At 57.6% G+C, this 13,175-nt stretch carries 10 protein-coding genes; 2 read left to right on the plus strand and 8 right to left on the minus strand.

All coding sequences use genetic code 11. From position 1 onward, the window contains the following. A partial coding sequence (locus VK725_RS13970; protein WP_325318662.1) for an AraC family transcriptional regulator occupies nucleotides 1–787 on the plus strand: 787 nt, incomplete at its 5' end. A 338-nt stretch (nucleotides 788–1,125) separates the two neighbouring features. Here the strand turns inward: VK725_RS13970 and VK725_RS13975 are convergent. Next, nucleotides 1,126–1,695 (minus strand): LysE family translocator, encoded by a 570-nt coding sequence (locus VK725_RS13975; RefSeq protein WP_325318663.1) that lies wholly within the window; start codon nucleotides 1,693–1,695, stop codon nucleotides 1,126–1,128. A gap of 663 nt (nucleotides 1,696–2,358) precedes the next feature. Further along, nucleotides 2,359–2,946: a hypothetical protein gene (locus VK725_RS13980; protein ID WP_325318664.1), complete on the minus strand. Its 588-nt coding sequence runs from the start codon at nucleotides 2,944–2,946 to the stop codon at nucleotides 2,359–2,361. Nucleotides 2,947–3,355: 409 nt separating this feature from the next. On the opposite strand from VK725_RS13980, the gene VK725_RS13985 reads away from it, so the two are divergent. Next, complete coding sequence (locus tag VK725_RS13985) at nucleotides 3,356–4,552, plus strand: hypothetical protein (protein ID WP_325318665.1); 1,197 nt, start codon at nucleotides 3,356–3,358, stop codon at nucleotides 4,550–4,552. A 335-nt stretch (nucleotides 4,553–4,887) separates the two neighbouring features. Here VK725_RS13985 and VK725_RS13990 read toward each other — a convergent pair whose 3' ends face one another. From VK725_RS13990 to VK725_RS14015, 6 genes are all read right to left on the minus strand, one after another. After that, a complete protein-coding gene (locus tag VK725_RS13990; protein WP_325318666.1) occupies nucleotides 4,888–7,146 on the minus strand; it encodes a prolyl oligopeptidase family serine peptidase in 2,259 nt (752 codons plus the stop codon). A gap of 208 nt (nucleotides 7,147–7,354) precedes the next feature. Continuing rightward, on the minus strand, nucleotides 7,355–8,476 hold the full coding sequence (locus VK725_RS13995; RefSeq protein ID WP_325318667.1) for a serine hydrolase domain-containing protein: 1,122 nt from the start codon (nucleotides 8,474–8,476) through the stop codon (nucleotides 7,355–7,357). 104 nt (nucleotides 8,477–8,580) lie between these two features. Next, complete coding sequence (locus tag VK725_RS14000; RefSeq protein WP_325318668.1) at nucleotides 8,581–9,687, minus strand: hypothetical protein; 1,107 nt, start codon at nucleotides 9,685–9,687, stop codon at nucleotides 8,581–8,583. 83 nt (nucleotides 9,688–9,770) lie between these two features. Next, complete coding sequence (locus VK725_RS14005; protein WP_325318669.1) at nucleotides 9,771–11,420, minus strand: M56 family metallopeptidase; 1,650 nt, start codon at nucleotides 11,418–11,420, stop codon at nucleotides 9,771–9,773. Next, nucleotides 11,417–11,794 carry a BlaI/MecI/CopY family transcriptional regulator gene (locus tag VK725_RS14010; RefSeq protein ID WP_325318670.1) on the minus strand — a complete coding sequence of 126 codons (378 nt, stop codon included), beginning with the start codon at nucleotides 11,792–11,794 and terminating at the stop codon, nucleotides 11,417–11,419. Before VK725_RS14010 ends, VK725_RS14005 begins: the two co-directional genes overlap by 4 nt. 201 nt (nucleotides 11,795–11,995) lie before the next feature. Then, nucleotides 11,996–12,913: a hypothetical protein gene (locus VK725_RS14015; RefSeq protein WP_325318671.1), complete on the minus strand. Its 918-nt coding sequence runs from the start codon at nucleotides 12,911–12,913 to the stop codon at nucleotides 11,996–11,998. Nucleotides 12,914–13,175: the final 262 nt, after the last annotated feature.

Genomic DNA, 13,175 nt, shown 5'->3' on the forward strand with positions numbered 1-13,175 from the left:
CTATTGTGTGATCCTCGACGGCTCTTGCCACCTCGAGGCCGACGGACATCCGTTGATCACTCTGCAGGAAGGCGATTTTGTTCTGATCCCTTCGGCGTATGGCTTCACGACGTCGAGTCTCGAACCGATGGCATCGCAGGACATCGTCACGCCACCCATCGCATTGCCCGATGGCGAATTCAGACTCGGTATTCCAAGCGGACCGCCGGACGTTCGAATGCTGATCGGCTACTGCGTCTTTGAGTCACCGGACGCCGCCTTGTTGGTTTCGCTTCTCCCACAACTCGTGCACGTTCGTGGCGAAAAGAGGCTGGCCACCATCGTGCAACTTGTAAGCGAAGAATCTCGCGCGTTGCGGCCCGCGCGTGACGTCATCCTTGAACGCCTTTTAGAAGTTCTTCTCATCGAAGCCCTTCGATCCACCGCTGGGATTGCAGCATCGCCAGGCTTATTGCGTGGGCTTGCCGACGAACGCCTCGCCGTCGCGATACGACACATGCATGAAAGTCCAACCCGGCCCTGGACAGTTGCACAACTGGCGAAAGAAGCAGCCCTCTCCCGCTCGGCATTCTTCGAGCGATTCAGCCGCACAGTGGGCGTCGCTCCGATGGAGTATCTGCTTGCGTGGCGTATGGCGTTAGCGAAGAAATGGCTGCGACAGAAAGAAGCCGGTATCGCGGACATTGCGGGCCGCGTTGGCTACAGCTCCGCAAGCACGTTTAGCGTTGCATTTACACGCTATGTCGGTTTGCCGCCAACGCGGTATGCGCGCGAGCAAATGGAATAGTGACGTTGGGGGTGCTCATGTCTGCTTTGGGTTGTGAGCTCAATGGGTCAATGCAACACCCTGTACTGAGTTGTAAACAAGCGGCCACTACGCCATCCCCCGCCCTGATGAGTTACGTAAATCGTGAATCTCCCAGACACCTTAAATGGAGGGATAAATGCGCGCGAGGGGTGCGGCGGATAGCTTAAGGCGGTCTTCAGGGAATCGGGGGTGCCTCTAAACGCCCCCAAGCCGTTTGGTCAATGTGTTGCATTCACCGGTTGAAACGGCAGTCGAAAGCAGGCATTCGGCCTCAGATAGCAGGACTTCAAGCTGAGACACATTGCCCTCGCAGTTTGCTAATGAAACAGGCTCCACGCCAGCGACACAGAAAATGCCCCCAGCACGATTGACGCGCATCGCTGGACGCCCTCAGTGCTGATCCACATTAGTCGGCCGCTACCGAGCGCAGCACCGAACGCGATCCACGCGAGCCCAATCGGGATCAGCAGAGCAGTGAAAATCCCCATCGCGCTCAGATAGGTTGACCCGTCTGCGAATGCAGCCGACGGAAAAATCGTGCCGGCGAACAGAATTGCTTTCGGATTGAGCAGCGTCGCGACAAACAGTGTGCGCAGCCCGATCGCTGTTTGTGGCGACGTCTGGAGCACGACGGCACTGCGCCACATGCGCACCGCGAGGTACGCGATATACAAGCAACTGACTATCCGCACGAATATTGGCAACCAGATGAGCGAGTGCGCGGCGTGCGTCAGAAAACATCCCCAGGCAGAGATCGACACCACGTAGCCTGCAAGTTCGACGCCCGCAAGGCGCGCCGCGCGCTTCACGCCTTGCCGGAGCCCGGCCGCGGCGAGCAGCGTATTGGTGGGGCCCGGCATCATCAATACGATGGTGATGCCCAGCACGAACAGCACCGTACCTGATGTCGAAAGCATGATTGGCGGAAATAAAAACTAGAGGTTCGCTTAATACCACATTCTTGACGACGTCCGCTTTGGGCAGTCGAAAGCGGACATTAAGAAAAGCCGCAGCTCAGTCAAGGCTGACTAGCCTTTGAATAAATCCTTCGTTAGCTCATTGATTCGTTAGGCTGGATCGGAAGCCCACTTAGGCAACCCACAATGCATGCACCGTCGAGCAAATATGTTCGGGTTACGGCCCTTTGGCATAAAAAAACGCCTACCGCATCTCGGGCACCCGAAAAAAATTATTACTAGACGGGTGTATCCAAAGGCGACAATCCAACATGCAACAAGATAGCTATTGGCGGCCTCGGGGTAAAAATGCGAAAGCAAACATCCAACTATGTAGCCAAGGATGACGACTCCCCAAGAAGCGTATGTCCATGCACGCAACTGGTTCCAGTATTTCTTGTACATCTAACCTCCCGCTAAACCTGCGGTGATCCCAATGGTGGGCGATAGCTTCAATGATGTCCGCTTCAGGTCGGAAGCGGACCTTGGAAGTAACCCGATCATCCCGCCTTATACAGCCCAGGTGCACCATATATCTGCATCGAGTTCCAGAGCGTCAAGCGGACAATTAATTCCTAAGCCAAGCCGCACATGTTACCTACCGCCATAGGGCACGTCCTTATAGGCGATTCGGTCGAACCTTGTACCCAAAAGCCCAGCGAATTCATCCACAATTATCGGTTCGCCAATCCATCTCTGCCCTAGCGCATATGCGACACACTGCCTTACCTCACCAGAGGTAAAAGTGTCTCTGTAAACAACGACGATGGAATGACATCCTCTGCGATTCTCCAAGCCTGTCACGGTTGTCTCGAAGGTAACTGGCGTTGCCGGCATGATTCGGACGGCAAGAAATAGCAGGTCTTGAATGATCACCCAAAAGAAGACGGCCATGACGCAACCAATAAGCAATGCCTTAAGGGCTGCTCTGGAAGGCTCATCCTGAGAGTTAGCCCCATCCCGATCCCTGTATTTGTAATTTTTCGCCCGGAAGTCACGTATCCAAAGCCACGCCACCAACGCCCCCAGAATGCCGCTGGGCGGAGTTACCACGTACCAGACGACGTTGTTATATAGGTGGATGTCTTGCGCCCCATTGCCCATTAAGACAACGATCAAAAGCAGAACAAAAACCGCGGCCCAGCGTGCGCCGATGATTGGTTTTGAGATAGCGGTGTCCATGTGCCACGCCCTTTCACTGCTAGTACCGATTGCGATCCAAGATCTGTCTTACGAGCGTCCGCTTCGGGTGAAAGCAGACACCCCGCCGTAGTTGCTTCGCGACTCAGCGCGTTCCAACTCGAAGGTCATAGGCTTCCTTCTCGGCATACGACCGCCAACTGGCAAAGGCGCAAAAGCCGTATGACCTGGCGAGCTACAGATCATTGCGACTTTGAGACTATTGCCACGCGACAACAAAGTCAGCTTGGCGACAGTTTTTGATCAGTTGGCATCAATGAAAAATCACTGATCATGCGGCAGCCGCACGCAAGTTCTTACTCGTTGCAGAAGCTTCCGCACGCAGTGCTAGCATGCCTCGTCGATCACAGCTGTGACGGCTATCTGGTAACACCGTATACCGGAGCGTGCCATGGGGAAAAAGGATGATCATCGTGTGCCGGCGATCGTGTTGGGCCGCGGCCCGACCGCGCTGGGCATTTTGCGTTGTCTAGCGATGACCGGCATCCCGGCCTATGTCGCGTGCCCCGCTTCCGATCACGTCACTCACTCGCGTTGGTATCGCCCCACTCCCGGGGGAAAGGCGTGGGATGGCTCACTTGGATCGCACGCATACGAACTATTGCGCCAAATGCCGCTGCAAAAAGCCGTATTAATTGCCGGTGCCGACGATGCCGCACTGTGGCTTACGGATCTCCCACATACCGAATTTGCGTCGCGCTATTTTCTCAGCACAAGCTCGCGCGAGACACAGGAAATTCTGCAGGACAAGTCGCGTTTTTCCACGTTCCTGGAAAGCGCGCACATTCCGCACCCCCGCACCTTTCATATCGAATGCGATGCCGATATTGAGGCGATACCTTTCGACGAGCTCGACCGTGTTTTCATCAAACCGGTGAACTCGCAAAAATTCAGCGATGTCACCGGCGTGAAAGGCATTTGGGTCACGCACAAGAACGAACTGCATGCTGCATGGCGACGCCTCCACGATCAGGGCTTTCGCCTGATGGCACAGGAATACGTGCCCGGCACCGCGTCGGATCATTATTTTGTTGACGGCTTTCGCGATGGAAGCGGCGAAATGACCGGCTTGTTTACGCGCCAGCGCATTCGTATTTCGCCACCGGATTTTGGCAACAGTTCGTATTGCCGCAGCATTCCGCTCGAACAGCTGCAAACGCCGGTCGATGATGTCAAGCGGCTGTTGGCGAAGTTGAACTATCGCGGCATTTTCAGCGCGGAGTTCAAACGCGATAAGCGCGATGGTGTTTACCGCATTCTTGAGGTCAATACGCGCGCTTGGACATACGTGGAGTTTGCGGCGCGTTGCGGCGTCAACGTTTGCGAAATGGCGTATCAGGATGCGCTCGGCTTACCGGTGCATCGGGCGACGCTTGATTACAAGGTAGGCGCCGGCTGCGTCGACTTCTATCGAGACATCAGCACCGTTCGCGCACAAAGCGCGCAAGCACGCGGACCATTGTCGAACATTCTGTTGCAGTGGGCTGGAGCGCATTTTCACTCCTTCCGTTTGGACGACCCGAAACCGGGTCTGCACTTTGCAACGCAGGTTTTGACACGGCGATGGAGCGGTCGCGCGGCCGGCTAATGGCGGACCTCTTGGCGATTAGGGCTACGACGCGAAGGCTGTCGAAGCAGAAAACGAAACTCCCGCGACCGCGAATGCCACAACGACGATCTGCCAAATTTGCTCGCTCCTCGCACGGTGTAATACCCACTTTTCCATTACCCGAATTTCTCGCTTAAGTTGGAAGCCACGCCAAGTGCGAGGTAGTTCAATACCCTTTCGCTATCTTGTTTATGTCCGCTTCGGGTCGAAAGCAGAAACGATGGCAACTGCGAAAACTGATGCGATAGGGAGTTATTAGCTCGCAGCGTTCTTTTCAGATGCCACCATTTTTGGCCACTCAATGGCGGTCTTCTCTAGGGCACCGGCAGTTGTGCATCCAGGAAGGCGAAGATATCGGAGTATTCGGCTGCCTCCGCGCCGAGCGAGACCTGGATGCCATGCCCCGCATGGGCATCAGTACGAATCCACACCGGTCGTCCGCTGGTGTCGGCAGCGCGCAAGCGCGCAGCGAACTTGCCTGTCTCCCACGGAGCGACGCGGCTGTCGTTAAGACCCACGTCCAGCATCACCGCCGGGTAGGCAGTGTTTGGACGAATTTGCTGATACGGGTCTGTCGCCAGGATCCAGGGAAAGTCCGACGCTTTGCGCGGGTCGCCCATTTCGCCCAGCTGGTTAGCACCGTTGGGAGACTGCATCAGACGCACCGGATTAAGTATGCTGACCAAAAATACGGCGGCACCGAAACGGTCGGGGTAGCCCACCACCGCGCCGCCGATCAACAGACCACCGGCGCTCCCGGACATCAGCGCAGTGCGTTCCGGACGGCTGTAGCCCAGTTCGCTCAGCCGCGCCACGCCGGCGACAAAATCTTCCACGCCTTTGTGCTTGTTTTGTCCCCTGCCAGCCTGATGCCACGCCTCGCCTTTCTCGCCACCACCGCGCACGTGCGCATACGCGAAAATGTTGCCGCGCTTGACCCATTCCAACCGGTCAGGTCTGAACGACGGAACGATAGACATTCCGTAGCCACCATAGGCGAACAGGATGGCGCGATGACTGCCATCCAGTGCGGCATCTTTGCGGTGCAGGATCGTGAGTGGCACGTGCGTACCGTCCTTGCTGACCAGCTCGGTTTCGGTCGCCTCGATCATGCCGTAATCGGCTGGGCTCGCTTCGTCCTGGCCGAGGCTGTGCATGGCGCGGTTTGCCGGATCGTAGCGCCAGGACTTCGGCGGCGTGGTCCACCCTCGCAGTTCCAGTAGAAATCCGTCCTGGTTGTCGTCGGCATGGAACAACGAAGCTGCGCCCACCAGCGGCATCGGCACCGTTTCCACCTTACCGGTGCGGTAGTCGATGCGGCGGATGCCGTCAATGCCGTTCCTCGACACTTTCACATATAAGGCGTCGCGCGCCGGCGCGACCATCTGCGTATCGTTAATACTGACTCCGACAATCATGTCGTCGTCCTGCAGCGGCAGGATGGAGCGTGCGTCCTTGATCGATGCATTCGGGCGCGACAAGTCCAACGCCAGCAACTCGCCGTTGGATCGTTTGTGGCTGGAGACCAGATAGAGCGTGTCGCCATGAATGGCGGCATCCTGTACTTCATCGCTGAGGTCGGCGATGCAGCGCCAGGTCGCACCGGGCTTTACCGCATCGGATCGCGCTGTCACGCAGTAGCGCTGTTCGACCTGCGCCCCCAGCGCCTCGGCCAATGCCCAGCGCGAGTCGGTAGGAAATTCGATGACCGGGAAGCGATTGGCAGTAATCGCAAACGAAGGATTGGCACCATCTCCGGTGCCCGCCCGCAGCAATATCGGGTCCTGTGATGCCGGTGTGCCAAGCCGGTGCAAGCGCAAGCGCATATCCTGCAGCGGGTCGCCGCCAGTGCGCTGATCGGGTGGCGCCATCTGGGTGTAGTCAAAACCGCTGCCGTCGGGCAGCCACTCAGCGCCAAACTCGCCCCACACCGGTTCAACCGTGTCACCGGTGGGTTTGCCACTCGTTACGTCGAGCACTTCCAAGCGAGTGACTTCATTACCACCGTGATCGATGTTCACCGCCACCTTGCTGCCGTCAGGCGAAGGTGTGAACAGGGTGATCGAGGCGTGGCCGCCATCGTCCTTCAATGTTGCCGGATCGAGCAACACGCGCTCAGAACCCTCTGCCTCGCGCACCATCAAGACACCGTTGCCCTCTGCCGTCTCGCGGATGAAGAACAACCTTCCGTTGACATAGCGCTGGGCGCGGTGAACTACGGCGGTGTTACTGACTTTTTGCAGGGTTTGCTGCCAAGCCTTCAGTGTCGGCAACGCATCGAGCTTGGCTCGCGTGTCATCGCCCTGTGCGGCGAGCCATTGTTGGAATTCTGCATTGTGCTCACCCTCCATCCAGCGATAAGGGTCGTGCACGGTGCTGCCGAAGAGTTGGTCGACGACGTCGACCGTGCGCGCTGTCGGCGGACCGTCCGGCTGCGCGGCGATGGCGGGCCGTACACTGAGCGTTAGCGTACAGACGGCGGTCGCGATGCATAACGCACGGTGCCGACGGCGCGCGCGCGAAGTGCACAGCATGACGATATCGTTGGTATGCGTGAGAGAACTCTCACGCATGTCCTCGCTTGCCTTACCCATCGTGCGGGGCACTCCTTTGCGTCAAGGGAGGCAACACCGTCTCATGATCGGACATCACCAGACAGTGCTAAAAGCCCCGCCAAACCCTTCACGAAGGCATCACAACCAGTGCACGCGTTTCTGGTCTTAGGGCTGGTCCGCCTTGGGTCAAAGCGGACACCACACCGATCTAGCGGATTTCTGTTAGTCAGTTCGCCCGATGGGTTTTTGCATAATCCAAATGGAGAAAGTTTGCGACAGGGAAGCAGTTCGGTGGGTTTTGGTTGCTGAGCGTGATGATGGTTTCGCCGGTATGCGGATAGGTACGTATATCGGTGCACACGCCATCTGCGCTGCCACCGTGACCCCAGCGAAAGTTGCGCTCAGGAATGTTAGGGCCATAGTCAGTCGCAAAGAAGCCGAGGCCCATAAACATGCGATAGGTCTTGGTTGCCTGTGCGAACAGCGCCGGTGGAATGAGTTTGCCCGACTGCAAGGCTTGAACGAAGCGATACATGTCGCCAGCGGTGGATGCCTCGCCGCCAGCGGGAAAACCACGCAAGGTTTCGCAATTGAATACCGGCTTGCCGTCGTCGGTGGTGTAACCCACGGCGAGATCCGGATCTGTTGTCGCGCAATCGATAAATCCGGTGTGTGTCATGCCGGCGGCTTCGAAGATGTGGCGGCGCAGGTATGTCTGATAGTCCTCGCCGGAAGCGACTTCGACCATGCGGCCTAAAACAACAAAACCGAAATTGCTGTATTGCTGTTTTGTGCCCGGTGCAAAGTCCGGCGGCTGTTTGCTCGCCAGCGCAACCATATCCGCAACACTGTGCACATGTGCGCGATTTGCCGCATTTTCATTTCCAAGCAGAGGGACATCGCCCGCGCCGCTGGTGTGCGTCAGCAATTGGCGGACGGTAACCGTGTCGGCAAAGCTTCGGTTCGGATAATCCTTCAGCACGTCGCCGACATGGGTATCCAGCGAGAGTTTTCCCAACGCTATTTGCTGCAATACGGCTACGCTGGTGAACATCTTGCCGGCCGAGGCAAGGTTGAAGCGCGTGTCCAGCGTCATCGGATCGTTGCCTTTGGCGTCGCGTTTTCCATAGGCCTTCTCGAACAAGATATGACCGTCGCGAGCAACCAGCACGACACCCGAGAACTTGTCTTCCTTGGTCAGCTCCGAGGCAAAGCTATCGAATCTTGCCAATGCAGGGTCGTTCGAATTCGTCGGTCCGGTATCGGACTGCGCAAAGACGGGCGCCGCGAGACCGGCAAGAAAGAAGACAGCAAGACAACGAGCTAAACGAATGGAGGCAGATCGCATGCGTCATATCTCAGAAAATTTTGGACGTCCGTCATTTCAGCGTGGTGCCTTACAACAGCGAAGCTGATCAAGCTGGGATGACGAGTAAAGAAACGCGTGAAAACTCAGTCTACGGCGCCTGTCTTGCGCAAGAGCGTCTCGAATGCCTCATCGGTCTGCACATCGGTGAAGTTGCAATGCGTCTGGCCGACTGGCGCGAGGATGGTTAGCAGCTTGCCGTGGCCCGCTGCGCGCACTTGCTCGGGATAGATGTCGTGAAAGCGTTCGGGAATGGTGGGGTCGAACACGTTCCACTGCATCACCAACGGTGTATCGATCTGGCCGGTCAAGGTGACGTTGCGTTGGGCATAGGCGATGGCAGCAGGTGAGCCGGCGTAGCGATGCACCTTGCGGTTGAAGGCGGCGTCGTCGCCGAAGCCGTGATAGACGGTCTGGCGATTGTCCAACGGCAGGCCTCCGGCACGCTGTTCTATCTCGCGCAGCGCAAAGTAATAGAGCCACAGCTCGCCCGGTAGCGTATCCGCCGTTTCCTGCAGGCGCTTTTCCAGCACGGCGGCCTGCTGCGGATGCGCTTGCAATGCCTTGGCGAAGACATCCCGGGGAACTACTGGCGGCGAACCGGGAGCGGCCAGATCGGGCAGGATGCCAGGGATCAGCGTGTCGAAGGCCAGCAGCGGTGTAACGGTAAGGCGGGAAACGAATTCGGGCGTCGAGAGGGTTCCACCGCACGTTATCAAGGCACCGGTATAGGCGTGAGGATAACGTTCGATGCTTGCCGCCACCTCCAGGCCGCCTAGCGAGAAGCCGTAGATGTAGGTACGGGTCGGCTGCGCAACGGTGCGGATGAAATACTCGCGAAGACGTTCGGTGTCGGCAATCGCATCGCCCACGGCCCAGCCTTGCGACGCGTATTGGCTTTGCGCAACGGCATAGCGTTGCTTGAGAAAGGTCTGCGTGGCATCGGCGGCCGTCATCGGCGTCGTTATTCTCCCGCCTACGGGCTGGTAGCCGTGCATCACCATCACCAGACCGCCATTCCAGTTTTCAGGGATATCGATGCGATATAACGCACCCTGCAGTACGCCGGCGCGAGTGCCCGGCTTGATGTCCGTAGCGCTCGCAGGCAGCGAAACGATGCCGATGAAAGCGATCAACAAAAACCAGACGCTGGCCCATTGAAACGAAGCGCGGCGCGATGTTTTGCATGTCATGTCATCCATCCTAAAAAGTGCAAGGGCATCGTTGCGGCCATTCGCCATGGCCACAGGTGGATTACGTTCGGGCTGGACCTCGGTTAGCTCCCCGGTATCAGGTCCATCTGGGCAAACCGACTGTGAGAGTCGTATTGGAGAGCGCTCACCAAAATTCCTTGCTCGTCCACTACCAGCAATACGGTTTCCGTCGCGTTTTTACGCTTGACGAGGTAGTCATCGGAACCAAACTTGGTGACACCTTTGAACGTGTAGGATTCGACCGGTCCGAGTTCGGCGAGAAATTTCTCTCTGGAAGCCTTGTTGTGGGCGCGAACCCAAGCCAAGCCATCGCCCATGCCTGCGCCGCTGTCGGGATCGCTCAGGAGCAGTCGCAACGCTTTTTCACTGCCGGGGAATGGTTTCTGCGCTTTGATGCGGGCGGCGAGTACTTCATTGATCCGATCGGCATTGGCCTTGTCGATGCGCGGCTGGTCGAAGGTAACGTGTCCGTTCTGGCTTGCGACGAACCGCAGGGCGCGCCCTTGGTTGTCCGTAACGAAGTGCACGGTGGGGTCGACGCGCTTATCCCCGGGAAACAGGGCTACGCCAAGAGGGTTGTCGCCCTGCACGGCGAATTCAGTCGCGCCGATGGGAACGATATGGAAAGGTTTGGGAACACCGATCTCTCCGCTGACGCTGACGTCCAGACCATCGCCATTGCGCGTCACCGAAATGAGCGAGAGGGAATCGTTCTGATAGAAGCCTACGTAACGGTCAAGCGTGTCGCTACTCAGCACGACGGAGGCATTCGAATTTCGGTGACCCGGATCAGGAGGCGTCACCTGCGCGGCAAAGGCTGCCATGCCCAGCGCAACGCATACGAGTGCCGTTGCCGTCACGCGCGCCCACTTTCTTGGCTCGCGCAACATATGGCGTATCCGAAATTCCAGGAACGATGCGGAATCGACCATTCCCGCCACTACCGCGATGCGACTCGACTGATGTTCTCCTACCTGGATCAGCGTTTCGCAATAGGTATCGATGTCGTGACCGCTGTGAAGGACGCGGGCATCGCAGTCCACTTCGATAGCGCGGCGCAAGCGACTGAACTGCCACCAAAGTAGTGCATTCCAGGGCATCAGTGTCAGCACAAGCAAAGCGAACGCTACGAGTTGCGGATCGTGCGCGTTCAGATGCGATCGCTCATGGGCAATCGTGCATTGCTGCTGCTGTTCGCTCGCTGACAATAGCCATGCGGGCACGACAATGCGCGAGCGCGCCAACCCGATGACAGCCGGCCCTGCATCGGGTGCGACCAGAACGTGCTGGCCGCACACTTGTGCTTCGTACCATTGACGTTTACGTCGATGCAACAGCGCTGAGCTCAAGACGAGAATCAGCGACATCAATACGGAGGCTGCTATCCAGACGTTCCGGATCAACGTATCTATGTGGATGGACGTATCGTCGTCTGGCTGCGCCCCGTCCAAATCTGGCAGCAGCATCGGCATGGGTATGGACGTCGCGTTACGCAAGACAATGGTCGTTGAAGGAGAGCCGGGCTTGAACGTATTGGGTATATGGATCGACGAGTATGCGATGGCTGTTGGAAGTACCAACGAGCCAACCAGTGCTGCGATCCATACCCAACGTGTCGCAGCGCGGTGCATCTTCGCCGCCCGTTCAGCGACAAGCGCCGCACCACTCAGTGCGCACGTAACCAGAACGACATACATCATCCAGGCAGTCATCGCTTCTTCTCCTTATCGGAGCGCTCGGCCAGTAGTTGCCGCATGCGACGTATCTGCTCAGGAGTCAGCTTCTGCTCGGCCACCAAATGCGAAAAGAGCAGTTCAGACGAGCCCTTGAACAGTTTGTCGGTCAGATGTTGCACAGCGTTCTTGCGCGCTGCCTGTTCCTTGATGCTGGCGAAGTAGCGGTGCCCTCGTCCTTCTTCCTCGTGGTGCACATAGCCTTTGCTTTCGAGTACGCGCAGCACAGTAAGCACCGTCGTATAGGCGAGATCGTCGTGCAATCGCTCGCGGACTTCGGCGACCAGCGAGGGGCCATGGTCCCATAGCGCTTGCATGACATCGGCTTCGCGATCGGTGAGAGAAATGGTCATGATGCCTTCGCGCTCCGTCAACTATGGATGTAGTTGATACCGGAGCGGCCCGGCTTGTCAACTATGGATATAGTTGATTGAACAATCACTGCGCGACTTGCCGTGCAAATGACAGGGCAAAGGACAGAAGTTACATGTTACGGAATGGTCGCTTTGGGCTCGAAATTGGACCTTACTAACAAGCGAGAAACACCTCATCCATCAAGGAGCACGCATCATGGCCACGCTCTGCCCATGAGCCCCCAAGAGCTTGTCGGTGCGCTCTGAAAACGCGATCCATTTGCCATCCGGGGAAAAGACGGGGTGCTGGGCGTTACGCTCAAAGGGCGTAAGTTGTTGGAGCCCACTACCATCGACGTTGGCGAGGAATATGGCGTAGAACGCGGGCCGTGGACTGCCTTGGTTGCTCTCGAAGACAATCTTGGTTCCGTCCGGCGACCAGGTGGGCGCGCGGCCTTCGTGTTCGCCCGCAATCAATGGATGCGCGTGTCCATCGCTGCCGATGATCCAGATTTGATTCACCCGCTGATCGTAGGGGTGGGCTTGTCGCAGTTGGGCTGCAGCCGCAATCCACTTGCCATCGGGGGACACCGAGGCCATACCGATCATCAAAGCGGGTGAAGTGGCGATCTCGACGGCCGTGCCATTTCGTATGTCCACCGACCGCAACGTGTTGTCGTTCACAACCGTTTCCAAAATCCGTTGCCCATCCGGATACCAACTGGGGTATTCGGCGTTGCCCAACTGCGGCGATGGTGCACGGCGAATGTGTGAGCCATCTTTGTCCATGAGCCAAGTGGCCGACACATCGCCCGGCCCGTTTCCGGTGAAGGCGATCAGATCGCCCTTTGGCGACCAGCGCATGCGGGATTGCTCCACAGGTGTATTGCCAGAACTCAGTGGTTTGGGGATGCCACCTTCGAACGGCACGATGTAGGTGATCGTGCGATTGTCTCCGACTAGGGCCGAGCGCTCGAAAATGAGGAATCGTCCATCCTGGGAAAACTGTGGGCGGTAGTCCACGCCCGTCGGGTCGTCTGTGACGTTTCGGATGGTGGGCTCGGCCGAATGCGAGGGTAACGACCAGGCCTGCATCAGAAGCAGAACCACACTGAGCATGGCAATTTTTCGGGGCAACAATCGCCCAACCGCTGGGGGACATTTCACTGGGGCCTCTCCTTGGAAGGGCAATGACTCTTGCGTGCCGATTCCGGTGATGACGAAGCAGCGTTTCGGGACGGTCTGAACGTCGCACCGGTGTTGGGTACCCTGCTGGTATTGCCCAAATTTGGCTGCCTGACAGGTCTGCTTTAAAACAGGTCTCAGAGTGGACCACCCATGATTTCCGCCAAGCGAATGAACCCCTCTAAGGGATAGCTTG

This window comes from Dyella sp. (assembly GCF_035486915.1).
In the GTDB taxonomy this organism is placed as follows: Bacteria; Pseudomonadota; Gammaproteobacteria; order Xanthomonadales; family Rhodanobacteraceae; genus Dyella_B.

Coding starts and splice junctions, on each gene's coding strand:
- VK725_RS13980 (WP_325318664.1), bottom strand. CDS start 2,946: ATGGACACCGCTATCTCAAAACCAATCATCGGCGCACGCTGGGCCGCG.
- VK725_RS13985 (WP_325318665.1), top strand. CDS start 3,356: ATGGGGAAAAAGGATGATCATCGTGTGCCGGCGATCGTGTTGGGCCGC.
- VK725_RS13990 (WP_325318666.1), bottom strand. CDS start 7,146: ATGCGTGAGAGTTCTCTCACGCATACCAACGATATCGTCATGCTGTGC.
- VK725_RS13995 (WP_325318667.1), bottom strand. CDS start 8,476: ATGCGATCTGCCTCCATTCGTTTAGCTCGTTGTCTTGCTGTCTTCTTT.
- VK725_RS14000 (WP_325318668.1), bottom strand. CDS start 9,687: ATGACATGCAAAACATCGCGCCGCGCTTCGTTTCAATGGGCCAGCGTC.
- VK725_RS14005 (WP_325318669.1), bottom strand. CDS start 11,420: ATGACTGCCTGGATGATGTATGTCGTTCTGGTTACGTGCGCACTGAGT.
- VK725_RS14010 (WP_325318670.1), bottom strand. CDS start 11,794: ATGACCATTTCTCTCACCGATCGCGAAGCCGATGTCATGCAAGCGCTA.
- VK725_RS14015 (WP_325318671.1), bottom strand. CDS start 12,913: ATGCTCAGTGTGGTTCTGCTTCTGATGCAGGCCTGGTCGTTACCCTCG.